At 60.8% G+C, this 26,722-nt stretch carries 28 protein-coding genes and 1 riboswitch; of the genes, 19 read left to right on the top strand and 9 right to left on the bottom strand.

All coding sequences use genetic code 11. The features are described from left to right. The first annotated feature begins 47 nt into the window (after nt 1–47). Complete coding sequence (gene trmD / locus Q0677_RS08275) at nt 48–896, top strand: tRNA (guanosine(37)-N1)-methyltransferase TrmD (protein WP_298908309.1); 849 nt, start codon at nt 48–50, stop codon at nt 894–896. Nucleotides 897–932: 36 nt separating this feature from the next. Then, nucleotides 933–1,739 (top strand): mechanosensitive ion channel domain-containing protein, encoded by an 807-nt coding sequence (locus Q0677_RS08270; protein ID WP_298908307.1) that lies wholly within the window; start codon nt 933–935, stop codon nt 1,737–1,739. A 91-nt stretch (nt 1,740–1,830) separates the two neighbouring features. On the opposite strand, the gene Q0677_RS08265 is transcribed toward Q0677_RS08270, so the two are convergent. Continuing rightward, nucleotides 1,831–2,415, bottom strand: a complete 585-nt coding sequence (locus Q0677_RS08265; protein ID WP_298908305.1) for an NAD(P)H-dependent oxidoreductase — start codon at nt 2,413–2,415, stop codon at nt 1,831–1,833. A 102-nt stretch (nt 2,416–2,517) separates the two neighbouring features. Between Q0677_RS08265 and Q0677_RS08260 the strand changes: the two genes are divergently transcribed. The 3 genes from Q0677_RS08260 to rpmE all read left to right on the top strand — a co-directional run bounded on the left by Q0677_RS08260 (nt 2,518) and on the right by rpmE (nt 3,935). Beyond that, the gene (locus tag Q0677_RS08260; protein ID WP_298908302.1) at nt 2,518–3,111 is read left to right on the top strand and encodes a TetR/AcrR family transcriptional regulator; all 594 of its coding nucleotides are present in this window, start codon (nt 2,518–2,520) and stop codon (nt 3,109–3,111) included. A 216-nt stretch (nt 3,112–3,327) separates the two neighbouring features. Continuing rightward, complete coding sequence (rplS, locus tag Q0677_RS08255; RefSeq protein WP_133487579.1) at nt 3,328–3,702, top strand: 50S ribosomal protein L19; 375 nt, start codon at nt 3,328–3,330, stop codon at nt 3,700–3,702. Between the two features lie 11 nt (nt 3,703–3,713). After that, a complete protein-coding gene (rpmE, locus tag Q0677_RS08250) occupies nt 3,714–3,935 on the top strand; it encodes a 50S ribosomal protein L31 (RefSeq protein WP_133487581.1) in 222 nt (73 codons plus the stop codon). A gap of 108 nt (nt 3,936–4,043) precedes the next feature. On the opposite strand, the gene Q0677_RS08245 is transcribed toward rpmE, so the two are convergent. Both Q0677_RS08245 and Q0677_RS08240 read right to left on the bottom strand, forming a co-directional pair. Beyond that, nucleotides 4,044–4,400, bottom strand: a complete 357-nt coding sequence (locus tag Q0677_RS08245; RefSeq protein ID WP_298908293.1) for a Lin0512 family protein — start codon at nt 4,398–4,400, stop codon at nt 4,044–4,046. Further along, a complete protein-coding gene (locus Q0677_RS08240; RefSeq protein ID WP_298908290.1) occupies nt 4,400–4,744 on the bottom strand; it encodes a Lin0512 family protein in 345 nt (114 codons plus the stop codon). Before Q0677_RS08240 ends, Q0677_RS08245 begins: the two co-directional genes overlap by 1 nt. A gap of 165 nt (nt 4,745–4,909) precedes the next feature. Here Q0677_RS08240 and Q0677_RS08235 point away from each other — a divergent pair, with 165 nt between their 5' ends. The 11 genes from Q0677_RS08235 (at nt 4,910) to Q0677_RS08185 (ending at nt 16,353) form a co-directional block, all read left to right on the top strand. After that, on the top strand, nt 4,910–5,722 hold the full coding sequence (locus tag Q0677_RS08235) for a division plane positioning ATPase MipZ (RefSeq protein ID WP_298908287.1): 813 nt from the start codon (nt 4,910–4,912) through the stop codon (nt 5,720–5,722). A gap of 62 nt (nt 5,723–5,784) precedes the next feature. Next, nucleotides 5,785–6,732: an ABC transporter permease gene (locus Q0677_RS08230; protein ID WP_298908284.1), complete on the top strand. Its 948-nt coding sequence runs from the start codon at nt 5,785–5,787 to the stop codon at nt 6,730–6,732. Further along, on the top strand, nt 6,729–7,553 hold the full coding sequence (locus tag Q0677_RS08225) for an ABC transporter permease (RefSeq protein ID WP_298908281.1): 825 nt from the start codon (nt 6,729–6,731) through the stop codon (nt 7,551–7,553). Before Q0677_RS08230 ends, Q0677_RS08225 begins: the two co-directional genes overlap by 4 nt. Beyond that, the gene (locus tag Q0677_RS08220; protein WP_298908278.1) at nt 7,550–9,127 is read left to right on the top strand and encodes a dipeptide ABC transporter ATP-binding protein; all 1,578 of its coding nucleotides are present in this window, start codon (nt 7,550–7,552) and stop codon (nt 9,125–9,127) included. The genes Q0677_RS08225 and Q0677_RS08220 overlap by 4 nt, the downstream gene beginning before the upstream one ends. Then, nucleotides 9,128–10,567, top strand: coding sequence for an aldehyde dehydrogenase family protein (locus Q0677_RS08215; protein WP_298908275.1), 1,440 nt, complete (start codon nt 9,128–9,130; stop codon nt 10,565–10,567). Nucleotides 10,568–10,578: 11 nt separating this feature from the next. Continuing rightward, a complete protein-coding gene (locus Q0677_RS08210; protein WP_298908272.1) occupies nt 10,579–11,001 on the top strand; it encodes a thioesterase family protein in 423 nt (140 codons plus the stop codon). Beyond that, on the top strand, nt 11,002–12,159 hold the full coding sequence (locus tag Q0677_RS08205) for a crosslink repair DNA glycosylase YcaQ family protein (RefSeq protein ID WP_298908269.1): 1,158 nt from the start codon (nt 11,002–11,004) through the stop codon (nt 12,157–12,159). Nucleotides 12,160–12,212: 53 nt separating this feature from the next. Continuing rightward, nucleotides 12,213–12,953 (top strand): SDR family oxidoreductase, encoded by a 741-nt coding sequence (locus tag Q0677_RS08200; protein ID WP_298908266.1) that lies wholly within the window; start codon nt 12,213–12,215, stop codon nt 12,951–12,953. Nucleotides 12,954–13,025: 72 nt separating this feature from the next. Then, nucleotides 13,026–14,012 (top strand): P1 family peptidase, encoded by a 987-nt coding sequence (locus Q0677_RS08195; RefSeq protein ID WP_298908263.1) that lies wholly within the window; start codon nt 13,026–13,028, stop codon nt 14,010–14,012. Between the two features lie 33 nt (nt 14,013–14,045). Further along, complete coding sequence (locus Q0677_RS08190) at nt 14,046–14,603, top strand: hypothetical protein (RefSeq protein WP_298908262.1); 558 nt, start codon at nt 14,046–14,048, stop codon at nt 14,601–14,603. A gap of 271 nt (nt 14,604–14,874) precedes the next feature. Further along, the gene (locus tag Q0677_RS08185; protein WP_298908260.1) at nt 14,875–16,353 is read left to right on the top strand and encodes an NAD-dependent succinate-semialdehyde dehydrogenase; all 1,479 of its coding nucleotides are present in this window, start codon (nt 14,875–14,877) and stop codon (nt 16,351–16,353) included. Here the strand turns inward: Q0677_RS08185 and Q0677_RS08180 are convergent. Beyond that, nucleotides 16,350–16,766 (bottom strand): globin domain-containing protein, encoded by a 417-nt coding sequence (locus Q0677_RS08180; RefSeq protein WP_298908257.1) that lies wholly within the window; start codon nt 16,764–16,766, stop codon nt 16,350–16,352. The two genes, Q0677_RS08185 and Q0677_RS08180, sit on opposite strands and share 4 nt — an antisense overlap. A gap of 164 nt (nt 16,767–16,930) precedes the next feature. Between Q0677_RS08180 and Q0677_RS08175 the strand changes: the two genes are divergently transcribed. Next, entirely contained in the window at nt 16,931–19,117 is a 2,187-nt protein-coding gene (locus tag Q0677_RS08175) for an esterase-like activity of phytase family protein (RefSeq protein WP_298908254.1), read from the top strand. A gap of 117 nt (nt 19,118–19,234) precedes the next feature. Continuing rightward, nucleotides 19,235–19,461, top strand: a riboswitch (FMN riboswitch). Nucleotides 19,462–19,535: 74 nt separating this feature from the next. After that, complete coding sequence (locus tag Q0677_RS08170) at nt 19,536–20,417, top strand: DMT family transporter (protein ID WP_298908251.1); 882 nt, start codon at nt 19,536–19,538, stop codon at nt 20,415–20,417. A 103-nt stretch (nt 20,418–20,520) separates the two neighbouring features. Here the strand turns inward: Q0677_RS08170 and Q0677_RS08165 are convergent, their stop codons facing one another. The 5 genes from Q0677_RS08165 to Q0677_RS08145 form a co-directional block, all read right to left on the bottom strand. Further along, nucleotides 20,521–20,973, bottom strand: coding sequence for an Hsp20 family protein (locus Q0677_RS08165; protein ID WP_163038902.1), 453 nt, complete (start codon nt 20,971–20,973; stop codon nt 20,521–20,523). A 137-nt stretch (nt 20,974–21,110) separates the two neighbouring features. Further along, entirely contained in the window at nt 21,111–21,938 is an 828-nt protein-coding gene (locus Q0677_RS08160; RefSeq protein ID WP_298908248.1) for a trypsin-like serine protease, read from the bottom strand. A gap of 76 nt (nt 21,939–22,014) precedes the next feature. Then, on the bottom strand, nt 22,015–23,307 hold the full coding sequence (gene glcF / locus Q0677_RS08155; protein WP_298908246.1) for a glycolate oxidase subunit GlcF: 1,293 nt from the start codon (nt 23,305–23,307) through the stop codon (nt 22,015–22,017). Between the two features lie 3 nt (nt 23,308–23,310). Beyond that, nucleotides 23,311–24,441, bottom strand: coding sequence for a glycolate oxidase subunit GlcE (gene glcE / locus Q0677_RS08150; protein ID WP_298908244.1), 1,131 nt, complete (start codon nt 24,439–24,441; stop codon nt 23,311–23,313). Nucleotides 24,442–24,504: 63 nt separating this feature from the next. Next, nucleotides 24,505–25,938, bottom strand: coding sequence for an FAD-linked oxidase C-terminal domain-containing protein (locus Q0677_RS08145; RefSeq protein ID WP_298908241.1), 1,434 nt, complete (start codon nt 25,936–25,938; stop codon nt 24,505–24,507). Between the two features lie 84 nt (nt 25,939–26,022). Between Q0677_RS08145 and Q0677_RS08140 the strand changes: the two genes are divergently transcribed. Further along, nucleotides 26,023–26,721 carry a DUF599 domain-containing protein gene (locus Q0677_RS08140; RefSeq protein WP_298908238.1) on the top strand — a complete coding sequence of 233 codons (699 nt, stop codon included), beginning with the start codon at nt 26,023–26,025 and terminating at the stop codon, nt 26,719–26,721. The last annotated feature ends 1 nt before the right edge of the window (nt 26,722 follow it).

Raw genomic sequence — 26,722 nt, 5'->3', positions numbered from 1 at the left:
GCACCTCGGCGGTTTGCATTTCCCTTTGACTGTCGTAGACAGCCGCTATGTCTAAGGTCAATGAAAATAGCGCATCCTCCACGCCTCCGAACCCTAAGGGTCGTTCCCATGGTCGTCTGGCGATTTCCGCCAGCTTCAAACCGCGCGAGCTGATGACGGACACACCGCGCGTTGCGGGCACGTGGACCGCCAAGGTGATCACGCTGTTCCCCGGCGCCTTTCCCGGCGTGCTGGGCGAAAGCCTGACCGGAAAAGCCCTGAAAGACGGGGGCTGGGCGTTGGAGCCCATTGACCTGCGCGTCTTTGGTGAAGGCAAGCATCGCAACGTGGATGACACGCCTGCTGGCGGCGGCGCAGGGATGGTCCTGCGCGCTGACATTCTGGGCCGCGCCATCGACATGGCGCAGCGCGGTGTGCCCGCAGATCGCGCCGAATGGCCGATTGTCTATATGTCACCGCGTGGCAAACCGATGGATCAGGCAACCGCCCGCCGCTTTGCAGATTGCAAGGGAATGACCATCCTGTGCGGTCGCTTTGAAGGCGTCGATGAACGCGTGCTGGAAGAATACGATATCGAAGAAATCAGCCTTGGTGATTTCGTCCTGACAGGTGGCGAGATTGCCGCCCAAGCCATGCTGGACGCCACCGTCCGCCTGCTGCCCGGCGTGTTGGGCAACGAAGCCTCGACCGAGGAAGAGAGCTTTTCCGCCGGGATGCTTGAGCACCCCCAATACACCCGCCCTGCCGAATGGCGCGGCCGCACGATCCCCGAGGTTCTGACGTCCGGCCATCACGGCAAGGTCGCCGAATGGCGGAGGGAAATGAGCGAGAAAATTACCCGTGAACGCCGCCCCGATCTGTGGGAAGCGTTGACCCGCGATCAGGACGACAGCTGATCGCCCCCCTTCTGACTTTCTAAAGGTTACACCACAATGGAAACCCTTCTTGAACAGGTCCAAAGCTATGGACCGTTGGTGCTAAACGTTGCCAAAGCATTTGCCACGCTGGTCATCGGCTGGATCGTTGCCAATGCCCTTGGATCGTTGGCCCGGCGCAAGGTTAACAACACGCCCGAAATCGACCCGACCCTTGGCAACTTCATTGCCTCGATGGTGAAATGGGTCATTTTGCTGATGGTGCTGGCCGCGGTGCTCAGCATCTTTGGCATTCAGGCGACCAGCCTTGTCGCAATGCTCAGCGCGGCCACCTTGGCCATTGGTCTGGCGCTTCAGGGCACGCTCAGCGACATCGCCGCCGGCTTTATGCTGACGCTGTTTCGTCCTTACAAACTTGGGCAGTTCGTCGATATTGGCGGCACAGCAGGCACGGTGAAAGACCTGAACCTCTTCGTGACCGAGCTGGTGACGCCTGACAATGTGCAGGTAATTGTGCCCAACGGGCAGGCTTGGGGCTCGATCATCCGCAACTTTTCGCATCACGACACTCGCCGCGTCGATATGGTTTTTGGCATCGACTATGCCGACGACATCGACAAGGCGATGCAGATCATCACGGATCTTGCAGTTGCCGATACACGCGTTCATGCCGACCCCGCCCCGTGGGTCCGCGTCACCAACCTTGGCGACAGCAGCGTTGATCTGACCACGCGCGTCTGGTGCGACAACGCCGAATACTGGAACGTGAAGTTCGAGCTGACCAAAGCTGTGAAAGAGGCGTTCGACGCTGGTGGCATTTCGATCCCCTACCCGCATTCGGTGGAAATCAAGAAAGAGGCGTAAGCCCGCCATCGCGGCCAGACCGCCCGGCGCTGAATTGGAAGAGGCCGCTCTGCGCAAGGGCGGCCTCTTTTCTTATCTACGTCGCGTGCGGTCACACCCCACGCTGCCCCAATGCGGCGACCTTCTGAGACCAGCGATCGACTTGCTTGTCACTTGGGTGGCTCGCCTGCGCGAAATGGGTTACGCGGGCGGGGCGCAGGCCGACAAACTCCAGGATCTGCTTTTTGAGCTGCCAGAACAGCGGGCGATGCAGGAAGAAGCGGAAGTACCACCACGGGCTGTCCGAGGTCAGGATGACGCGGGCAGAGCGACCGTTCAAAAGTGGCTTCGGCAGGCCAGCACCACGCGGATCAAAGGCAACGCCCGGCAAAAATGCGCGGTCTATCAGCCCCTTCAGCTTGGCCGGCAATCCGCCCCACCACATCGGACTAACGATCACGACGTGACTGGACCAGTTCAGATCGTCCAGAAATTGCTCCAACGCCGGTTCGAGCGGTTTGTGATGCTTGTATCCGCCAAATCCATAATCCGCGTCGAACGTCATGTCGTGAATATGCAGCACTCTTACGTCGTGCCCCGCTGCTGTTGCTGCCTCAGCATATTGCGTTGCCAAACGCTTGTTCAACGATGTCTCGGCCGGATGGCCGTTCAACACCAATATCCGTTTCTGTGTCATATCAATCTCCATAATTGACCACGGTCATTTTTCTCGCACACAAAACTGACCACGGTCAATTATTAATTTTGACCACGGTCAAAATATGTGGGATAAAGCGCCATGACGACGATCCAACCCCGCACATTGAAAACCCGCGCCCGCCTGATCGAAGCCGCAACGGACATCGTTGCCGAAAGCAGCTTCACCGAATTGCGGGTGGAAGAGGTCGTGCGCCGCGCTGGCGTCGCCAAGGGCACGTTCTTTGCCCATTTCAAGGACAAGGACGCGCTTCTGGACCGGATGATCGGGCAAATCATCGACCAGCACCTTGATCAGATCAGCGGGCAAGACACGCCCAAAACGATTGACGAGATTCTGGACACCCTGACCCCGTTGATGCGGTTCATGGGCAGCGAGCGCACGGTGTTTGACGTCATCCTGCGCTATTCTGGTGCTGCATCCGTGGAGGAGATCGGCCCCATCGCAGCGACATTCGAGCGCTTCATTCACGTGCTGGCAGACTGGTTCGTCGACGGTCCCTTCCGTCAGGATGCAGACCCCGCCACGCTGGCGGAAGGGGTTCAAGCCTTCGTGTTTCAGGCGCTCGCGTTGAACTTCTGCGCCCTGAACAATCACCGCCCCGTTCGCGACCGTCTGCGCCCATATCTGGAACTGTGGTTAAACCCCGCCAAAACGCTTGATCCACAGGGCTAAAGCCCCTATACACCGCCCGTCCGGCACTCTTCCGAGTCGCACGGGCCTTTTCCTTTTGGGCTGTTGCCTTTCTTCGGCAACCATACAGCGCGGCGGAAAAGACAAAGAAACGACGGACTACCCTCCCGCGGGCGCATGACGGACCCGGTGAAGACGCGGAGCTCTTGGACGGCACCAACTTTGCGGACCAACCGCAAGCAGATAGGAGATGATCAGATGGACCTGATCGCACAGCTCGAGGCGGAACAAGTTGCCGCCCTGGGGAAAGACATCCCCGACTTCAAAGCCGGCGACACCATTCGCGTAGGCTTCAAGGTGACCGAGGGTTCGCGCACCCGTGTGCAGAACTACGAAGGCGTTTGCATCAGCCGTAAAAACGGCGCTGGCATTGCCGGTTCGTTCACCGTTCGCAAGATTTCCTTCGGTGAAGGCGTGGAGCGTGTATTCCCGCTGCACTCGACCAACATCGACTCGATCACCGTAGTTCGCCGTGGCCGCGTACGTCGCGCCAAACTGTACTACCTGCGTTCGCGTCGCGGTAAGTCGGCACGTATCGCTGAAGACACCACATACAAAGCCAAGAAAGCTTAAGGAGCGTCGATATGAAAAAGGATCTGCATCCCGACTACCACCTGATCGACGTCAAAATGACCGACGGCACCATCGTTCAGATGAAATCGACCTGGGGCAACGAAGGCGACACTCTGGCGCTGGACATCGACCCCACCGTACACCCGGCATGGACCGGCGGCGGCGCACGCCTGCTGGACACCGGCGGTCGCGTGTCGAAGTTCAAATCGAAATACGAAGGCTTTGGTTTCTAAACAAAGCTTCTTTCGAGACAGAAACGCCGCTTCATTCGAAGCGGCGTTTTTTGTTTGGGGCGCGAACTCTTGGTAAGAGTTCGGATCGGAATTTTGCAAAATTCCGGCCTAGCCCAGCCGCCACTTCCCCGCCTGATCCGGGAGCCACGCCTCGATCGCGGCGGTGGCCACCACATGCACCTGACCGGCGCTGTCTGTGTTCATGCCGCCTTTCACCGCGCGCACCTCGGCGCGGCCTCGGGGGAGTTCGGCGCGGACAACCTCCAAATCCACCTGCTCCGGGTCGGCCACGCCGATGGTCACGGATACGCGCATATCCTGATGGTCCAGACCCAGTGTCGAGAACAGAGTAATCGACGAATGATGCAGTGCGTCCTGCACCGCGCGACACGCCGCCTTGGTATAGTCCTGACCGTAAAGGTCATTGCCCATCCCCATTTCAAGGATCATGCGTTTCTCGCCCATCACGCGGCCTCCATCATGAAGGATACGGCAATGACGACATTGGCGATCAGCGTCTTCCCCACATGCGGCTTGTCAATGTCCAAGCCGCCGTGCTTCACGACGAACGAGATGTTGCCATAGGGAAACTCCTTGGCCAGCTGGCTGGTATCGACCTGATCGGGCTGTTGCACGGCGATTTCGACATCCACGATCATGTCGGCTTTCTCGAACCCGAACAGCTCGGCCATGTTGACCGAGTTATGCCAAAGCGCGTCCCGGATCGCGCGGGCGGCGGCCTCGGTATAGTCTTCGCGGCGCAGCGACGTGCCCATACCGAATTCAACAAGTACGCGTTTCTTTTCCATCGTGCCTCCTGAGGTTTTGTCCATGCTTACCGCAGCCGTGCTGTGATCATAGGGCCAGCTTCGCGAAAGAGTTGTACAATTTGGATTTGCGCCTCTTCCCCCTGCGAATGATGCGACATATAGTGGCCGAAAGAAAAAAACACTCAAGATACCGGGGATAGTGGCGTGGCACATATTATTGTTGTCGGGAACGAAAAGGGCGGTGCGGGCAAGTCGACCGTGTCGATGCATGTGGCGACCTCGCTGTCACGCTTGGGGCACCGGGTGGGCGTGCTGGATCTGGACTTGCGCCAGCAAACCTTTGGCCGGTTCATCGAAAACCGCAAGGTCACGATGGAGCGTGAAGGCACCAATCTGCCGACGCCCGAATACCACGATTTGCCCGACATTGACCCGTCCGAGCTGAAAGACGGCGAGAACCCGTATGACCGCCGCTTGGCGATGGCCATTGCCTCGCTCGAACACAGCCAAGACTTTATCCTGATCGACTGCCCCGGCTCGCACACCCGCCTAAGCCAAGTGGCGCATTCGCTGGCTGATACGCTGGTGACGCCGCTGAATGACAGTTTCGTGGATTTCGACCTGCTGGCGCATATCGATCCGACCTCGGGCAAGGTCACCGGCCCGTCAGTGTATTCCGAGATGGTCTGGAACGCTCGCCAGCTTCGCGCGAAAGCGGGGCTGAAGCCAATGGATTGGGTCGTCGTGCGCAACCGTCTGGGCGCACAGATGATGCACAACAAGAAGAAGATGGGCGACGCGATTGACGAACTGTCACGCCGCATCGGCTTCCGCGTGGCCCCCGGCTTTAATGAACGCGTTATCTTCCGCGAGCTGTTTACCCGTGGCCTGACCCTGCTGGACCTGCGCGACATTGGCGTTATGGGGCAGATGAACATCTCGAACGTGGCCGCCCGTCAGGAACTGCGCGAGCTGATGAAGGCCCTGAACCTGCCGGGTGTCGAGGTCAAAATCTGACGCAGCGCCCCCGCAGGCCGAATTCTCTTTTCGCAGGCATTTTCAGGGGCTAGGCTCGCCTCATGTTGCGTTATCTGATCACCCGCGCCCTGTCGCTTGGGGCCAGCCTGATCGTGGCCTCGCTGGTGATCTTCGCGATGATCGAGGTCATTCCCGGCGACCCGGCCTCGTTCATGCTGGGGCTGAATGCGTCGCCTGACACAGTCGCGGCCCTGCGTGATGATCTGGGCCTGAATGGATCCGTGACCACGCGCTATGTCAACTGGATCGGCGGGCTTTTAGTCGGGGATTTCGGCACGTCATATACCTATCGTGTACCCGTGTCCGAGCTGGTTCTGGAACGCCTTCAGGTATCCCTGCCGCTGGCCCTGTTTGCCCTGATCCTGTCCACGCTGATCGCCATTCCCGTCGGCCTGATCGCCGCCGCACGTCGCGGACAGATGACGGATTACACCATCATGGGCGCGACCCAGATGGGCATCGCGGTGCCGAATTTCTGGTTCGCCATGCTGCTGGTTCTGGTCTTCGCAGTGCAGCTACGCTGGTTCTCGGCGGGCGGCTTTCCGGGGTGGGACACTGGCATCAGCCCTGCGGTGAAAGCGCTCACCCTGCCCGCCATCGCGCTTGCCCTGCCGCAGGCATCGATCCTTGCGCGCGTCATGCGCTCGTCGCTCTTGGACGTGCTGCACCAAGACTACATGCGCACCGCCCGCGCCAAGGGGCTAAGCGTCGCGCAGGCCACCCGACGCCACGCGCTGCGCAATGCCATGATCCCGGTTCTGACCATCATCGGGCTGCAGTTCAGCTTCCTTCTGGCAGGCGCGATCATCATTGAAAACGTGTTCTTCCTGCCCGGCCTCGGGCGACTGATTTTCCAAGCGATCACCCAGCGCGACCTCGTTGTCGTTGAAAGCGTGGTCATGCTGTTGGTCTTCGCGGTCATCCTTGTGACTTTCCTTGTGGACGTGGCCTATGCGGTCGTGGACCCCCGGCTCAGGAGGCGCGCATGACCCGCCTACCCGCCCAGCTTTGGATCGGCGCTGTGCTTAGCGTTGTGCTCTTGGCCGCTGCGTTGATCTCGTTTCTGTGGACGCCTTATGACGTCACCGCGTTGAACATCGCGGACAAGCTGAAGGCGCCGTCGGCTGAGTATCTGCTTGGCACCGATCACTTCGGCCGAGACCTTCTGTCCATGCTGATGGAGGGCGGACGGATCTCCATCGCCGTCGCCGTCTTGGCCGTCGGCATCGGCTTGGGGCTAGGCGTGCCACTGGGCCTGATGGCCGCCGCCAATCGAGGCGGCTGGCTGGATGAAATCATCATGCGCGGCAATGACCTGATTTTCGCCTTCCCCTCTCTGGTCATCGCGATCTTGATCACCGCCACCTTCGGCCCGTCCGCCACCAACGCGATCATCGCCATCGGTATCTTCAACATCCCGGTCTTCGCCCGTGTCGCCCGCGGTGGCGCGCTGACCATCTGGACGCGCGAGTTCATCATGGCCGCCCGTGTGGCCGGAAAAGGCAAGGCCCGCATCAGTGTCGAGCACATCCTGCCCAACATCGCCAACCTGTTGATCGTGCAGGGAACCATCCAGTTTTCGTTGGGCATTCTGGCCGAGGCGGGGCTCAGCTATGTGGGCCTTGGCGCGCAGCCCCCCACCCCCAGTTGGGGTCGGATGTTGGCCGACGCGCAGACCATGATCTATTCGACCCCGCGCCTTGCCATCGCTCCCGGGCTAGCGATTGTCGTCATGGTGCTGGGGCTGAACCTGATGGGTGACGGGCTGCGTGATCTGCTGGATCCCCGGATCAGAAGGGCGCGCGAATGATTAAGATCCAGAACCTCTCGCTGTCGATCCACGAAACGCCCATCCTGCGCGATGTCGACCTGTCCATTGCGCCCGGTCAGGTGGTCGGGCTGGTGGGCGAAAGCGGGTCGGGCAAGTCGATGACTGCACTAGCATTAATGGGCCTTCTGCCCCGCGGGGCCGAGGTCTCGGGGCGGGTCATGTTGGACGAAACGGACCTGTCGACGCTAGACGAACCCGCGCTCTGCGACATTCGCGGTCGGCGGATTTCGATGATCTTTCAGGAGCCGATGACCGCACTGAACCCCGTAAAAACCATCGGCGATCAGGTGGCCGAGACGCTGCTGATCCACACGGACACCTCGAAGGCAGATGCCTTGCGCATCGCTGCCGAGAAACTGTCCCGCGTGGGCCTGCCGCAAGATCGCTTCCCGCTGGACCGCTATCCGCACGAGCTGTCCGGCGGCCAGCGTCAGCGCGTCTGCATCGCCATGGCCATCGCCCTGCACCCGGACCTTCTGATCGCGGACGAACCCACCACCGCGCTGGACGTCACGACGCAGGCGCAGATCCTCGATCTTCTGAAGGAACTCGTCGCCGAGGAAGGTATGGGCCTGCTGCTGATCACCCATGATCTGGCCGTGGTCGCCGGGATGGCCGATCACGTCGCGGTTATGCGCAAGGGCGAAATCGTCGAGCAGGGCGCGACCGAAACACTCTTTCGTACCATGTCGCACCCATACACGCGGCAGCTATTAGAAGCCTCCAGCCACGCCCCCGACGGCGCCGCGCGGCCCAGCGCCGCGCCGCTTCTTCAGGTTAAAAACGCCGTACGTGACTACCCCCTGCCCCGCACTCGCCTGTTTGGCCCTGCCCCGCAATTCCGCGCGGTGGATGGCGTCAGTTTCACGCTGAACACGGGGGAAAGCCTTGGGTTGGTGGGCGAAAGCGGCTGCGGGAAGTCCACGCTCAGCCGCGCCATTCTGGGGCTTGAGGCGTTGCAAGGTGGGGAAATTCTGTTGAACGGGACGCCCATCACACCCGATATGGACCCCGCTCGCCGTGCCGGGCTTCAAGTCGTGTTCCAAGATCCCTATGGCAGTTTCAATCCACGCTGGACGGTTGAAAAACTGGTCGCCGAGCCGTTCCATCTGCTGGGAAAGCGGCCCGAGAATTGGCGCGATCGTGCGCGGCACGCGCTGGCCGAGGTCGGCTTGCCGGGCGAGGCCATGACCCGTTATCCGCACGAGTTCTCTGGCGGCCAACGCCAGCGCATCGCCATTGCCCGCGCCCTGATCCTGCGCCCGGAACTGATCCTGCTGGACGAAGCTGTGTCGGCGCTGGATGTCTCGATCCGCGCGGATATTCTGGACCTTCTGGCCGACCTGCAAGCCAAGCACGGGCTGGCCTATCTGTTCATCAGCCACGACCTTGGCGTCGTGCGCAATGTCACCGACCGCGTGTTGGTCATGCGCGCGGGGCAGATCGTGGAAGAGGGCGAAACCGAGGCGGTCTTCACCCACCCACAACATGACTACACACGAAACCTGATAAACGCGGCGCCGGTCATTCCGCCCGCGTGGAGGACGGCTTGAATGGACGCGCTTTGGTTTAATCCCACAGAAATCCTGATTGGCGGAAGCTGGCAGAAGACAAAAGACACCTTACCGGTGGAGGATCCCTCGACCGGATTAGAAATTGCGCGCATCGGGCGTGGTACGGCGCAGGACGTGGACGCGGCGGTCTCGGCCGCCCGCGACGCGCTCGACAGCGACTGGGGGCGCATGACCGCGGCCGAGCGCGGACGCATCCTGACCCGGATCGGGCAGTTGGTTCAGACCCGCATCGACGACCTGACCGCTCTGGAAGCCCGCGATGTTGGCAAGCCCCTGACGCAAGCCCGCAACGATGCCATCGCACTGGCGCGTTACATGGAATTCTACGGAGGCGCGGCGGATAAGGTGATGGGCGAAACCATCCCCTATCTGGATGGTTACACCGTCTATACCCTGCGCGAACCGCATGGCGTCACGGGCCATATCGTGCCGTGGAACTATCCCATGCAGATCATCGGGCGCTCGGTCGGGGCGGCTTTGGCAATGGGCAATGCCTGCGTCTTGAAACCCGCAGAAGAGGCCTGTCTGACCGCGCTTGCCTTCGCGCGACTGGCCGAAGAAGCAGGCCTGCCCAAGGGCGCGCTGAACGTGGTGACCGGGCTGGGCGATGAAGCAGGTGCAGCCCTTTCCGCGCATCCCGACGTGGACCACATCAGCTTCACCGGCTCGGTCCCCGTGGGCGGTCTGGTGCAAGCCGCAGCGGCCCAAAACGTCGTACCGGTGACGCTGGAGCTTGGGGGCAAGTCGCCCCAACTGGTCTTTGACGACGCCGATCTGGACGCCGCCCTGCCCTTCCTTGTGGGCGCCTGCATTCAGAACGCGGGTCAGACGTGTTCGGCCAGTTCGCGCATCTTGGTGCAGCGCGGGGTCTATGATGAGGTCGTGGCGCGGATGGGGGCGGCCTATGACGCGCTGTGCGTGGGGCCGGCCGAGGCGGACCTGAACGTCGGCCCGCTGATCTCAGCCCGTCAAAAAGAGATCGTGACCGGTTTTCTAGCTCAAGGCTCTGATTTGAAAGTCGCTGGGCGCGGCCAGATCACCGACACTCCCAAGGGCGGTCACTACGTGGCCCCGACCCTCTTTGCCGACGTTCCGCCCAACCACCCACTGGCCCGTGACGAGGTCTTCGGCCCGGTGCAGGTCATAATTCCCTTCGACACCGAAAACGAAGCCACCCAGATCGCCAATTCCACCGACTTTGGTTTGGTCGCCAGCATCTGGACCGCCAATGGTGCCCGCCAGATGCGGCTGGCCAAACGTCTGCGCGCCGGTCAGGTTTTTATCAACAATTACGGTGCGGGAGGCGGCGTCGAATTGCCCTTCGGCGGGGTTGGCAAATCGGGCCACGGGCGCGAAAAAGGGTTTGAGGCGCTTTACGGGTTTTCGCAGCTGAAAACCGTCGCCGCAAAACACGACTGACAGGAGGCCCAATGGCCATCATCGAAACCTTCCGCCGGGTGATCGACCCAATTGACTGCGACATGCTGGGGCACATGAACATCAGCCGCTATTTCGGCTGCGTCTCGGATGCCGGTTTGGGCCTGATGACTGCCTTCGGGCTGGGACATGACCAGCTGACCGGCGGGCGCCGTCAGGCCTTTGCCATGGTCCACTCCGACGCCACCTATCACCGCGAGGTTCTTGCGGGCGAATGGGTCTATATGCGCTCGGGCATTGCCGAGGTTGGTCGCCGCTCGGCCACCTTCCAACACTGGATGTATCGCGGCACGGATGATGAACTGTTGTTCGACGTGACGGCGAAATGCGTCTTGATGGACCTTGAGGCCCGCAAGGCCACAGTGATCGATGAGGATCTGAAAGCCCAGATGCAAGCCTTCTTGGTCGAGAGTTAAATGGGGGCCGCGCTGAAGATCTCGAACCGGCAAGCGCGGCATCTTTGGCTGTCGACGAACCTGCTTTCGGCCACGCCGACCGGTGTGTTCGACCTGCAGGACATGATCTGGCGGCTGGGCTTCGTGCAGATCGACACGATCCGCAACGTTACCCGCGCGCATAATCACATCCTGTGGAGCCGCAACCAGAACATCCGCGAAGGCGCGATCTGGAAGCAGCTCTCGGGCCGCGCATTGTTCGAGCATTTCACCCATGATGCCAGCCTGATCGACATGCGCGTGCTGCCCTATTGGCGGCGTCAGTTTGACCGGCTGGGCGAATATATGGGTCGGTCGGAATGGTACCAATCTGGGCTTGGAAAAGCGCAGATCGCCGAGATCCGCAACCGCATCGCGCGCGAGGGGGCTCTATCCACCCACGCCTTCGACACAAAGGTTGAAAAGCGCGAGATGTGGGCGCGGCCTCCGCACAAGAAGGCGCTGGACCAGATGTGGTATGCGGGCGAGCTTGCCACATGCCACCGAAAGAACTTCGTGAAGTTCTATGATCTGGGCGAGCGGGTCTTTCCGTCCCATGATCCCGCCCCGGATCACAAGGCTGTCGATTGGCTGTGCCGCGGCGCATTGGATCGGCTGTCCTTTGGCACGACTGGCGAAATCGGCCGCTTCTGGGACGCCATGTCCGCGCGCGAGGCAAAGGTGTGGTGCGACACGGCCGCGCTGGTCCCGGTCGAGGTCGAAACTGCAGACGGCGGCAGCTACGCTGCCCTCGCGCCCGCCGATATAGAGGCGCGGTTGGACACACTCTCTGCCCCCACCTCGCGCCTGCGGATCCTCAACCCGTTCGATCCCGCCATCCGCGACCGCGCGCGGTTGGAGAAGCTCTTTGGCTTTGACTATCGCAACGAGATGTTCGTCCCGAAAGCCAAGCGCCGGTGGGGTTATTACGTCTATCCGTTGCTGGAAGGTGACCGCTTTGTTGGGCGGATCGAGCTAAAGGCGGATCGCAAGTCCGGTGAATTGACCGTCATCGGGTTCTGGCCGGAACCCGGCACCCGCTGGGGCAGCGCGCGTCACGCGAAACTGGATGCCGAACTCGCGCGATTCGCACGCTTCGCGGGGCTGTCTGCGACCAAGTGGCAGGTCATGCGCGCCTGACTTGCGCGCGGGCTGAATTGGGCGCAATCTGATCCTGCAATCAGGAGATGAATATGCGGCTTCACAATAAAACAGCCATCGTTACCGGCGGCGCATCGGGCTTTGGGGCCGGGATCGTTCGCAAATTCGCAGCTGAAGGCGCGCGGGTGATGGTGGCCGATCTGAATGACGAACTGGCCCGCGAGGTCGCTGCCGAAGTCGGCGGTGTGGCGCACCATGTGGATGTCTCGTCCGGCGACAGTGTCGCGCAAATGGCGCGGGCGGCGCACGAGCTGTGGGGTCATGTGGACATCGTGGTAAACAACGCAGGCATCACCCATCTGCCCAAACCGATGGAAGAGGTCGACGAGGGCGAATTTGACCGCGTCTTGGCCGTGAATGCCAAATCCGTTTATCTGACCGCCCGTTATTTCGTGCCGGGGATGAAGGCCGCGGGCACCGGGGCGGTGTTGAACGTCGCCTCGACCGCGGGGCTTAGCCCGCGCCCGAACCTGAACTGGTACAATGCCTCGAAAGGTTGGATGATCACCGCGACCAAGGCCATGGCGGTCGAGCTGGCACCGCATGGGGTGCGGGTGAACGCGATCTGCCCCGTGGCGGGCGAAACCCCACTTTTGTCCAGCTTCATGGGCGAAGACACACCAGAGATGCGCGCGAAGTTCATCTCGACCATTCCGATCGGCCGGTTCTCGACGCCCGAGGATATGGGCAACGCCGCCTGTTTCCTGTGCTCGGACGAGGCCAGCATGGTGACGGGCGTGGCGATGGAAGTAGATGGCGGGCGCTGTATCTGAGCTTGGCAGCTGGGGGTTTCACACCCCCAGACCCCCGTGGGATATTTGTAACAAGAAAAAGCAGAGGACGTGATGAAACCGGGACCAAAGAACCTGATCACCGATGTGGACGGACTGCGTGTAGGCAATGCCGATGATGCAGTGATCAAGACTGGCGCCACCGTCTTGGTGGGCGACGCCCCCTTCACCGCAGGCGTCCATGTCATGGGCGGCGCACCCGGCACGCGCGAGACGGATTTGCTGGCCCCGGATAAGCTGGTGCAGCAGGTGGACGCCTTGGTGCTCTCCGGCGGGTCGGCCTTTGGGCTAGACGCCGCGTCCGGTGTCGCAGATGCCCTGCGCGAGGACGGGCGCGGGTTTCAGGTGGGGGACCAGCATGTGCCCATCGTCTCGGGCGCCATCCTGTTTGACCTTTTGAACGGCGGCGACAAGGGCTGGGCGCAGAACCCCTATAAGGGGCTTGGGCGTGCGGCCTATGCGGCGGCGGCGGATGACTTCCTGATCGGCAGCCACGGTGCCGGGTTCGGCGCAACCACGGCTGGCCTGAAGGGCGGGCTTGGGTCCGCGTCCTTGGTGCTGGACAATGGCGTGACCGTCGGGGCCTTGGTGGCCGTCAATGCTTTAGGATCGGTCACGATGGGTGACGGGCCCGCGTTCTGGGCCGCCCCGTGGGAGTTTGGCGACGAGTTCGGCGCGCGTGGCATCGGCCAGCATGATCCCAGCATTGAGCCCCGCCCCGAGGCGCAGCTGGGCGAGAACACCACTATCGCCATCATCGCCACCGATGCAGATCTGGATCAGGCGCAGGCCACACGTCTGGCGACGGCGGCCCATGACGGCATGGCGCGCGCGATCCACCCCAGCCACACACCGTTTGACGGCGATCTGATCTTTGCGGCTGCGACCGGCAAGGTGGCCCTCGCAGATCCCGGATTTGATGCGCTGCGCCTTGGACACGCCGCCGCCACCTGCTTGGCCCGCGCCGTGGCCCGTGGTGTCTATGCCGCCCACGCTCATCCAAATGACACATTGCCCACTTGGGCCGACAAGTTTTCATGACGGGCTTTGGCCCATTTCAATAAGGAGGGACGCATGTCCTATTTTCGCACACTGGCGCTTGCCGCCACACTTTTGACGCCGGGAATTGCTCTGGCGGACGAGGTCTCGGACACTCTTAAATCCGCGTTGGAAGCCTATGAAGAAGGCGACCTGTCCTACGCGTTGGAAGAGTTGGAATTTGCCAAGCAGCTGATGCTGGAAATGAAAACCGCCGATCTGGCGACCTTCCTGCCCGAAGCACCCGAAGGGTGGACCCGCGAGGTCTCGGACGATGTCGCCACGGGTATGGCGATGTTTGGCGGCGGGTCGGGGGCGGAAGCCACCTATGCCCGCGAGAATGAAAGCTTTAGGATCATGATCATGGCTGACAACCCCATGGTGGGGGCGCTGTCCGGCATGATGGCCAATGCCAGCCTGATGGGCATGAAGCTTGAGCGCGTCGGGCGTCAGAAATACCTCAACCAAGACGGAGAGCTATCGGGGATCGTGGATGGGCGCATCCTGATCCAGGCCACAGGCGCGGATGTTGACACGATGAAATCCGTGCTGGCCGAGATCGACCATCGCGGGCTGGAAGATTTCGGGCGATAAGTCGGCCACCCAAGAGACCTGATCTGCTGATTTCTTGCGGCAAATACTTTGGTTTTCGAAGAATCTTGCGCGGGCTGATTGCCGCCCGCGCAACCCTTCAGAAAATGATCAAAAAAATGTATCCAATCGGGATGAATTCCAAGCTTGGATGCGCTATGTCCGATTCCAAGAGGACCGACGTCCTTGCGTTGAAATAAGTTAACATGTTAACATATGGACAGCTGCGACTGGATCAGGCATTCAGTCGGAACACGACTTGGGAGAAATGATCATGGCCGCAAACGCCTCCGCGCTGAAAAAGCTTCTGAAAGACCCGTCGCTGGTCGAAACCCGCGCCTATGTGAACGGCGCATGGGTGGATGCCAAGAATGGTGCAACCTTCGACGTGACCAACCCCGCCCGCGGCGAGGTGATTGCCCAAGTCGCAGACCTGTCGCGTGAAGAGGTGGCCGAGGCCATCGAGGCCGCTGACAAGGCCGGCAGCGAATGGGCCAAGCGCACCGCGAAAGAACGCGCCAACATCATGCGCAAGTGGTTTGAGCTGATGATGGAAAACCAGGGCGATCTGGCCACCATCCTGACCGCAGAAATGGGCAAACCCCTGGCCGAGGCCATGGGCGAGATTGCCTATGGCGCGAGCTTCATCGAGTGGTTCGGCGAAGAAGCCAAACGCATCTATGGCGAAACCATCCCCGGCCACCAGCCCGACAAACGCCTGATGGTGATCCGTCAGCCGATCGGCGTTGTCGCCTCGATCACGCCGTGGAACTTCCCGAATGCCATGATCACCCGCAAATGTGGCCCTGCGATTGCGGCGGGTTGTGGCTTCGTCGGTCGCCCGGCCGAGCTGACCCCGTTGTCGGCCACCGCACTGGCTGTGTTGGCCGAACGCGCAGGCGTGCCCGCTGGCGTCTTCAATATCGTGCCCAGCTCGAACGCCTCTGAGATCGGCAAAGAGTTCTGTGAAAACGCACTGGTGCGCAAGCTGACCTTTACAGGCTCGACCAATGTGGGCCGCATCCTACTGCGTCAGGCCGCTGATCAGGTTCTGAAATGCTCGATGGAGCTGGGCGGCAACGCGCCCTTCATCGTGTTCGACGACGCCGATCTGGACGCCGCCGTGGAAGGCGCGATCGCTTGTAAGTTCCGTAACAACGGCCAGACCTGCGTCTGCGCCAACCGGATCTACGTGCAAGAGGGTGTCTATGACGAGTTCGCAAAGCGTTTTGCCAAAGCCGTATCCGCCCTGCCCGTCGGCGATGGTCTGAACGAAGGCATCGCCCTTGGCCCGTTGATCTCGCCCGCCGCGGTCCAGAAAGTGCGCGAGCACGTGGCTGATGCGACCTCAAAAGGTGGGGAAGTGATCCTTGGCGGTAAAGAGCATGATCTGGGCGGCCTGTTCTTTGAACCCACCATCATCAAAAACGCCACCCGCGATATGGATGTCGCCACGGACGAGACCTTCGGCCCGATGGCACCGCTGTTCAAGTTCAAGGACGAAGACGACGTAATCGCACAGGCAAATGACACGATCTTTGGTCTGGCATCCTACTTCTACGCCAACAACCTGAGCCGCGTGTACAAAGTGGCCGAGGCGCTGGAATACGGCATCGTCGGCGTGAACACCGGCATCATCTCGACCGAGACCGCCCCGTTTGGCGGCGTGAAACAGTCGGGCCTTGGCCGCGAAGGCTCGCGCCACGGGATCGAGGATTTCCTCGAGATGAAATACATCTGTATGTCGGTCTAACCGGCAGTCGCGGCGGGACGTGTGACCATCACCGAAGACAGCTTGGTGATGGCGCGGGTCCAGGCCGCTTCTTCCTCGGGGCTTAGCTTCCCCTCCATCACCTCGTGCAACGCGGCCACAAGCGATTGGGCCGCGTTTTCCATGTGTTCCTCGCTTAAATGAAACCGCGCATGGCTTTGGGCCAGTTTCTGTGCCAGTTGCGCGAACGTGTCATAATCCGACAGGCTGCGCACGGTCGAGGCCAGCATGGATGCAAACATCTCTTTCTGCTTGCGGAACTCACCGCTGAACAACTGTTCGACCTCAGGCATCCGCGCAAACAAATGCGCATAGAACTGATCCGTCAACTCCGCCTTCCGGGCAAAGATGCGGGCAAAACTGGATTGAACGAGGGCGATATCAGTGCTGTCCATAATGAGTGACCTTTAAATACGCGGAACCCCAGTATCATGCCCACCGATTAAGGTTTGGTTTCCCCCGCCGCCCGCTTCTTACAAAACTGATTCAAATCTGTCGCGCAGCCGTCAAATTCCCCCGCCATCCCTGCTCCACCTTTATATGAACCAAGGATTTTGGCATGACCGCACGCTTGATGTGTCTGACCTCCGCCCTCGCCCTGACCGCCGGTGCGGCAATGGCCGAGATGAACTTCAACCGCATCGCATCCTTCCCCGTCGTGAAGAACATGGCCGAGGGTGAGGACACCACCCGCGAAACCAGCCCCGAGATCATCGACGTCACCGCCGACGGCATGACGCTGGTCTATACCGACAGCCCGCTGGGCGTTCTGGGCCGCATCGACATCACCGACGCCGCCAACCCCAAGCCGCTTGGCAACATCGCGCTTCCGGGCGAGCCGACCTCGGTCGCCGTGATCGGCGGGACCGCATTTGTGGGCGTGAACACCTCGGAAAGCTACACCGCGCCGTCGGGTATGCTGAACGTCATCGACGTGCTGACGGGTGAAGAGCAGGCATCCTGCGATCTGGGCGGTCAGCCGGATAGCGTCGCCAAGGCACAAGACGGCAGCTTCATCGCCGTTGCAGTTGAAAACGAGCGTGACGAAGACCTGAACAACGGCGTGATCCCACAAGGTCCGGCTGGCGATCTGGTCATCGCACGCCTAAAGGACGGCATGCTGGACTGCGGCGGCATCACCCGCGTCGACCTGACCGGTCTGGCAGACGTTGCCCCCTCTGATCCCGAGCCCGAACATATCGACATCAACGCCGAGGGCGAGATCGTCGTCACGATGCAGGAAAACAACCACATCGCGGTTGTGTCGAAGGACGGCAAACTGCTGAGCCACTTCTCGGCCGGGGCCGTGGATTTGGACGACATCGACGCCACGGACGAGCGCGGCGCGCTGATCTTCACCGAAAGCCAACAGGGCCGCAAACGCGAGCCGGACGCGGTGAAATGGCTGGACAATGACCACTTCGCCACCGCCAACGAAGGCGACTATGAAGGTGGCTCGCGCGGCTGGACGATCTTCCATCAGGACGGAACCGTCGTCTACGAAAGCGGTGTCTCGTTCGAGCATGCCATCGTACAGATCGGCCACTATCCGGACAAGCGGTCGGACAGCAAAGGCGTCGAGCCTGAAAGCGTGACCGCTGCCACCTATGGCGACATGGAGCTGGCTTTTGTTGGGTCCGAGCGCGGCTCGATCGTGGGTGTCTATGACGTCGCGGATCTGGCCAACCCGGTGCTGAAACAGCTGCTGCCCTCGGGCGTTGGGCCGGAAGGCTATGTGACCATCCCCGGGCGCAACCTGCTGGTATCCGCCAACGAAAAAGACCTGATCGAAGATGGCGGCGCGCGTGCGCATGTCATGATCTATGAACTGCAGGACGCTCCTGCCAGCTATCCCATGCTGACCTCGGAAGGCGCGGATCAGCTGATCGGCTGGGGTGCAATCTCGGGCATGGTTGCCGATGAAGATGGTATCGTCTGGGCCGTGTCGGACAGCTTCTATGGCTTCCAGCCTTCGATCTTCAAGATCGATACGAACGCCACCCCCGCTCGCATCACCGACGTGATCCGCATCACCCGCAACGGCGCCCCCGCGCAAAAGCTGGATCTCGAAGGCATCACGCTGGACGGCAAGGGTGGCTTCTACGTCGCCTCGGAAGGCCGCGCCGAACGCCTAATCCCGCACGCGATCTATCACGTGAAGGCCGACGGCTCGATCAAGAACCTGAAGGGCGAGATCGGCATCCCGCCGGAACTGGCCGCGGTCGAGAAACGCTTTGGATTTGAGGGCATCACCAAGGTGGGCGACACCCTGTGGATGGCTGTGCAGCGCGAATGGAACGACGACCCGAAGAACCACGTGAAACTGGTTGCCTATAACCTTGAGACCAAGGAATGGGGCGCCGTGCATTACCCGAAAGCTGAACCCGCCACCGGTTGGGTTGGCCTGTCGGAAATCGTGGCGCACGGAGACTATTTCTATGTGATCGAGCGTGACAACCAGCACGACCACCGTGCCGTGACCAAAAAGATCTATCGCATCCCGGCCGCCGACATGGTGCCCGCACCGCTGGGCGGAGACCTGCCGGTTGTTTCGAAAGAAGAAGTGCGCGACCTGCTGCCCGACCTGACCGCGACCGGAGGCTACGTTCTGGACAAGGTCGAAGGTCTGGCGATCGCCGCCGACGGTACCGCGTGGGTGTCGACCGACAATGACGGTGTGGACGACCACTCGGGCGAGACCATGTTCTTCAACATCGGCAAAATTGATGACGCCGTGGTGAACTGATTAGGTCTATAAAAAGCGAGGACAGGGGGCCATTCGGCCCCCTTTTTCTGTTTCGCACTCCGCTTGACGGATGCAGCGCCCCATCCTACGTTCCCATCGCTGCCCCAGCCGGGGTGGTGACATTCTCAGGGCGGGGTGGAATTCCCCACCGGCGGTAAGTTTTTTTGCGGATTCATATTCATGTGTCTCGCAAATCAAACACACTTAGTTTGAATTGCGAGGCCGTTGAGCCGCACAAAAAACAAAGCCCGCGAGCGCCTCGTGTTTCTGGCGAAACACTTGGGTCAGCAGATCTGGTGCAACTCCAGAGCCGACGGTTACAGTCCGGATGGAAGAGAATGGGTTGGGGTGCGCGGGGTTCCCGTGTGCCCTGTCCTTCTGCCTTGGGTCATTGCGTAAGGAAGAAAGGACATCTCGCATGACTCAGTCAACTTTTCTAACTCAACCTGCCCGCGCGGCGGGGTTAATGGTATTGGCGGGCGCGACGTTTGCGCTGGTCAATACGGGGTTGCAGTCGGCAACCATGGGCAAGGGCGCGTCGGCCCCTGCCGTCACTTTCTGGCAATATCTGATTGCGCTTGGCTTCTACCTGCCATGGGTGTTTCGCCACCGTGCGGCGGTGATGAAAACCGGGCAGGTATGGTTGCATGTGCTGCGGGTCGCTTTGGCGGCGGGCGGTGTTCAACTGTGGACGCTGGGGCTGGCGCATGTGCCGATCTGGCAGGCGATTGCGCTGATCCTGTTGTCGCCCTTCTTTGTGACCGTCGGCGCGGGGCTGGTCCTGCGCGAGGACGTCTCGGTCCATCGTTGGGGCGCGGTGGTGCTCGGCATTATCGGCGGGGCGATTATCCTAGAACCATGGTCGGATCGGTTCGAGCTGGCCGCCCTTCTGCCCGTAGGGGCGGCGGCGCTGTGGGCGTCAAGTTCCGTCGTGACGAAGTTCCTGACCCATCGTGACAGCACGGAAACGATCACCATCTATCTGCTGCTGCTTCTCAGCCCGATCAACGCGGGTCTGGCGCTGAGCACCGGGTTTACGCTGCCCGCGAATGCGATCTGGCTGGTGGTGGGCGCGGGACTTCTGACGGCCTTTGCGCAACACGTGCTCGCCCGCGCCTATGCGATAGCGGATGCTGCATTTTTGCAGCCGTTTGATCACCTGAAACTGGTGTTCAACGTGGTGCTGGGCTTTGTGGTGTTCGGTTTCCTGCCCACCGGCTCCATGTGGATCGGTACGGCGATCATTCTGGCGGCCAGCTTTTGGCTGTTGGAACAAGAACGGCGCGGGGCAACTGCTTAACCAAAACTCTTGCAAGAGTTTTGCCCGGAATTTTCGAAAATTCCGGTGACATACAGAAAGGGCGCGGAATCTCCGCGCCCTTCGTTACGTCTGAGGTGTCGGATTAGGCCTCGATGGCCTTGGCTTCGACATCATTCTTGCCGGCAATTTCGATCCGGCGCGGCTTCAGTGCTTCCGGCACTTCGCGGATCAGGTCGATATGCAGCATGCCATTCTCATGGGTTGCGCCCGAGACACGGACGTGATCGGCCAGATGGAACCGGCGTTCAAACGCACGGGTGGCGATGCCACGGTGCAGATAGGTGCGCTCATCCTCGGCAGCTTTCTTGGCCGAGACAAACAACGCCTTATCGCGAAGCTCAACCGACAGTTCATCTTCGGTGAACCCAGCCACAGCGATCGAGATACGCCAAGCGTCTTCGTTGGTTTTCTCGATGTTATACGGGGGATAGCTGTCGCGGCTGACATCATTGGTCAGAACCCGGTCCATCAGGTCGGCGATTTGGTCAAAGCCAACGGTGGCACGGTAAAGGGGCGACATATCAAAATTACGCATTTTTGGTGTCCTTTCGCAAAGCGACATATGTGGGGCCTTCCCAATTGGGACAGGCAATTCACGGACCCGCCCGGCGGCATCCGTAGAATAGAGATATGTCGGGAAAAGACGGGTTCAAGACCCTAAAATGCACGAGGTCACGGACGCACGAACTTGGCCCCTCCGGGCCCTGCCGCGCCGGTGCCCACCCGTCGAACCGTCGGCGCCTTCACTGTCTCGATCCGCTCGATCACGCCATTATCCGTGGCCAGCATCTCGTACATTTCGGCCAACGGCGCTTCCAGATCGGTGCCCAGGGACACTGGGATGTCCCGCACCATCGCCTTGGCCGAAATCACAGACACAATCCGCGGCTCTCCGCCTTCGATGACAAACACCGGAGCACCGGACGAGCCATAATCCACGATGCAGCTTAGCACCAACGTTCCGCCCTGTCGTGCCAGCACCTTACAGGTTTCCTGCAGCGACGGGCTTTCCATGCGGTCATGGGCATAGGACACAACGCCAACCTCTGCCCCCTTGCGCGGGCGCGAGAAGGTTTTGAACGGTGTCACGGACATATTGCGGATCGGTTTGTCCAGCTCAAGCAGGGCCAGATCGGTTGCCACGCGGGTCGGGCCTTTCTCGGGCAAGAACTCGAAATCCGGATGCACGACAGCGCGTCGCACCCCGCGATAGGCCGAGGCACGCCCGCCGCGCCAGCCCGCCAAAAATTCGACTTCCGACAGCTTAAAGCGCTCTCCGCTGTCGCGATCAAAGAGACAATGCGCAGCCGTCAGCACAAGATTTTCGTCGATCAAAGATCCAGTGCAGAAGCTGCTTCCACCGATGTTCAGGCGTCCGACCGCTTCCCAGCCTTTGCTGTCATCCCCTGTCATCAAGGTGCGCAAAGGCGAGGGGTCGGATGCCCCCAAAGGTCCGGCCAGCAACAATGCGGCCGACAAGAATGCCACAAGATACTTCATGTTCAACTGCCTAATGCGGGCAGTTTCTCTGCCCATTGGGCTATATCTAAGGCGAAAACAGACGGTTACGAAAGGATTAATGCGCCGCTGGTTGTATTTTGCGCGGTTTTGGGCCGCCAGTTGCCCAGTCCAAAAGCTCGACCGTGTGAACCACGGGGATGCCCGTGCCTGATCCGATCTGCATCATGCAGCCAATATTGCCCGCTGCGATGATTTCGGGTGACTTGGCCTCCAGATTGGCCACCTTGCGCTTTTTTAGTTCTTTCGAAATCTCGGGCTGCATCAGGTTATACGTTCCGGCAGACCCACAGCACAGATGCGGATCGGCGGGCTCGACCACTTCAAACCCGGCCTTTTTCAACAGCGTTTTCGGGTGGGTTTTCACCTGTTGGCCGTGCTGAAGGCTACAAGCCGAGTGATAAGCCACCCGCAGATCCATCTGCGCCTCGGGCAGGTCCAGCGTCATCAACAGCTCGCTGATATCCATTGCCATGCCCGACACCGCCGCTGCGTCCTCGGCCAGCGCGTCGTTGCGGAACATGAAGCCGTAGTCCTTGACCGTGGTGCCGCAGCCCGATGTGTTGATCACGATCGCGTCCAACCCCTCGCCGCGCTTTTCACGCATCCACGCGGCAATATTCGCCGCCGCCTGCGCGTGGCTTTGATCTTCTTTGCCCATGTGATGGGTCAGTGCGCCGCAACAGCCCATGCCCTTCGCCACGACGACCTCGCAGCCCAGACGGGTCAGCAGGCGGATGGTGGCGTCGTTGATATCCGTGTCCAGCGCCTTTTGTGCACAGCCGGTCAGCAGCGCCACACGTTTCTTGCGCTCACCCTTGGCCGGGAACACCTGTGGCGCGTCATTGGCGGACTTGCGTGGCAGCTTGGGCGGCGCCATTTCCAACATCGCCTCAAGCCGCGGATCGGGCATGAACTTCCGCAAAGGCCGCGCCAGTCGCGCGCCCTGCATGGCCAGCCGGAACCGCCCCGGATAGGGAATCACCTGCGCCAGCGTCCAGCGCAGCAGCCGGTCAAACAGCGGGCGTTTATAGGTCTTTTCGATATGCGCCCGCGCGTGGTCGATCAGGTGCATATAATGCACGCCCGACGGGCAAGTCGACATGCAGGCCAGACAGGACAGGCATTTGTCCACATGCTCGACCGTTTTCTTATCGGCAGGCCGCCCGGCTTCCAGCATATCCTTGATCAGATAGATCCGGCCACGCGGGCTGTCCAACTCGTCCCCCAGCACCTGATAGCTGGGACAGGTCGCGGTGCAAAACCCGCAATGGACGCACGAGCGCAAGATCTCGTTCGCGCGTTCGATGGCAGGGTCTTTCAGCTGCTCGGGCGTGAAATGGGTCTGCATGGCTTAAGCTCCCATCAGGCCGGGATTAAGGATCCCGTGCGGGTCGAATTTCTGGCGAAGGCCGCGGGTCAAAGCGGCAATCGGGGCGGGTTCGGGCTGGAAGACGGGAACAGTGGCCCGCACTTCCGCAGGGGCACGCACCAAGGTGGCGTGGCCACCCATCTTTGCCAGCTCAGCCCGCACGCGCGCGGCGCCCCCATCGGTCTGATCCGCGATGTGCAGCCAAACAAGCCCGCCGCCCCAGTCGTAGATCGCTTGAGGCGCGAGGTCTTCTAGGGCGGCAACCAACCGCGGGCCATCCGAAGGTTTGACCGAGATGCGCCAAACGGCACCGTCACGATCCGCGAAGGCACTGACATCCCGGATCTGTGTCCAAATATCAGCGGACGCAGCCCCCGAAACGGGCTGGAACCCGGCCAGAGCGCCATTCGCAAGCTCTGCCGCACGATACGCAACAGAAGCCTCAAGCCCCTCAATCCGCACAAAGGTCTTCCCACCGGCAAACGCAGCGCCCGTCACATCGAAGGGCGAGCCCAGCGCAGCGGACAGGCTTTCGACCGCCTGCACAGCGGTCTGACCCTCGCCCACCAGAGTGGTTTCGGTTTCAGGAATGGCCATCACCTTCATGCTGATTTCGGTCATCACGCCCAGTGTGCCCCAACTGCCCGCCATCAGCTTGACCAGATCATAGCCCGTCACGTTCTTCATGACGCGCCCACCGTTTTTCAACACACGGCCCATCCCGTCGACAAACCGCACGCCAAGGCAGAAATCCCGCGCAGCCCCGACCTGAATGCGGCGTGGACCGGACGCGTTGGTTGCCACCACGCCGCCAATGGTCGAGACGCCTTCAGTACCCAGCAACCCGCGCAGATCGGATGGCTCAAAGGCCAGCCGCTGCCCTTCCTTGGCCAGAAGCGCGTCGATCTCCTCCAACGGCGTGCCTGCCTTCGCCACAAGGGTCAGCGCGCCCGGCTCATAAAGCGTCACGCCCGACAGCCCAGCCGTGGAGATCCGCGTCCCCTCAACCGGCGCGCCAATATCACGCGTCCCGCCGCCCACAATCTTAATCGGCCCCTCTGAGGATTGGATTAGATCGGACAGGTCTTGTTCACTCGTTGGAGTTCTTCGCATTTTCTTGTCTCAAATATCTCGGGGTAGGCGCGGATCGCAGATCAAGCCGTAGGGGCAGAGCCCCTATCCGGCGCGTCGGGTTTCAGTGACGTTCAGGGGGAAGACCTTGGCCGGATTCAGAAGCCAAGCAGGGTCGAACACGTCCTTGACCTGCAGCTGAATTTCCAGATCGTCATCGCCATATTGCGACACCATCAGGTCACGCTTTTCGACGCCCACACCGTGCTCGCCGGTCAAGCAGCCACCGACCTCGACACAGAGGCGCAGAATGTCGGCGCCAAAGGCCTCGCATTTCTCAAGATCGCCGGGCTTGTTGGCATCAAACAGGATCAGAGGATGCATGTTCCCGTCGCCCGCATGAAATACGTTGCCCACGTCCAGCCCGTACTCCTTGCTCATCTCGCCAATACGGCGCAGCACCAAAGGCAGCTCGGACACCGGGATCGTGCCATCCAGACACATGTAATCGTTGATCTGCCCCATCGCACCAAAGGCGGACTTACGACCCAGCCAGATCTTCGCGCTTTCTTCGGCCGAGGTACTTTCGCGCACTTCCACCGGGTTATGACGCTTGGCGATCTCGATGATGCGCGACAGCTGGTCGTCGATCTCGGCCGCGGACCCCTCGACCTCGATGATCAAAAGCGCTTCGCAATCGGGATAGCCCGCGCCGGCGAACGCCTCGGTCGCGCGGATGCAGGGGCGGTCCATGAACTCGATCGCGACAGGTAGGATGCCGGATTTGATGATGTCGGAGACGCAATGGCCCGCGACTTCGTTGCTATCAAACCCGACCAGCACCGGACGCGCCCCTTCTGGCTTGGCGAGGATGCGCAAGGTGGCTTCGGTCACAACGCCAAGCTGACCTTCCGAGCCGCAGATCAGCCCCAGCAGGTCCAATCCGCCTGCATCCAGATGTGCGCCGCCGATCTCGACCACCTCACCATCGGCCATGACCATGGTCACGCCCATCAGGTTGTTGGTGGTCACGCCGTATTTCAGACAATGTGCGCCACCAGAGTTCATCGCGATGTTGCCCGCAATCGCACAGGCCAGTTGCGAGGACGGATCGGGCGCGTAGAAGAATCCGTCTTCTTCAACAGCACCCGTGACAGACAGGTTAGTGCGCCCCGACTGCACGCGGATGAAGCGGTTGTCATAGTCGGTTTCCAGCACATCATTCAAACGCGCCACGCCAAGGATCACGCTGTCTGCCGTGGGCAATGCGCCGCCCGCAAGCGATGTCCCTGCCCCGCGCGGCACAACGGGCACGCCTTCCTCATGGCAGATACGCATCACCGCTGACACCTCGTCGGTTGAGGTCGGCAACACCGCGCAGAGCGGTGGGCATTTATAGGCCGTCAGCGCATCGCATTCATAGGCACGGGTCTGGATCGGGTCATGCACCACGGCCCCTTGCGGCAATACAGATTGCAGCCGCGCAACGATGTGATCTTTGCGCGACAAAACGCGGGAACTTGGCTCCGGCATCTGCATGAGAATCCCTCCAAACTAAATTGGTAAAAAAATATAACCAATTTTTCACTTTAGCAACAACAAGGAACGGCTTATGCGTGAAACATGACTTTTGCTGAGCGTTTCGCCCTATTTTCGCTGCTTGATCTGGCCGCCGTGGCATTGATCTTACTGGCTTGGCTTGCGATCGGACTGCGTATTGAGAGCGCCACGAACGAAAAACAATCCACATCCAAGATCGTGGCCCAGTATCGGCGCGACTGGATGGTCCAGTTCATCACGCGCCAACCCCGTATCTTTGACAGCGCGATCCTGTCCAGCTTGCGCCAAGGGGCAAGTTTCTTCGCCTCGGCCACAATGATCGCCACGGGTGGTGGGCTGGCCCTGCTTGGCAATACTGAACGGTTGCGCGGTGTTGCGCACGACTTGACCCAAACCAGCGCACCGGAACTGGTCTGGGAGGTGAAGATCCTGTTGGTCATTCTGTTTCTCGCCAATGCGTTTTTGAAATTCGTCTGGTCGCACCGGCTGTTTGGGTATTGCGCGGTGGTCATGGCGTCAGTGCCCAACGATGAAACCGACCCGACCGCCCTGCCCCGCGCCCGCAAAGCAGGAGAGATCAACATCACCGCGGCACGCAGTTTCAACCGGGGACTGCGCTCGGTCTATTTCTCGATGGCCGCGTTGGCCTGGCTAATCGGACCAGTTAGCCTGATCTTCGCAACGCTCTTTACGTTTGCGGTGTTGTGGCGACGCGAGTTTGCCTCTCACTCGCGCTCGGTGCTGATGCAACCTGACACCTGAT

Origin of the sequence: uncultured Aliiroseovarius sp. (genome assembly GCF_947492455.1) — a bacterium.
Classification (GTDB): domain Bacteria; phylum Pseudomonadota; class Alphaproteobacteria; order Rhodobacterales; family Rhodobacteraceae; genus Aliiroseovarius.
Note: the sequence above shows the minus strand (reverse complement) of the source record. Positions and strands in the feature narration are given on the sequence as shown.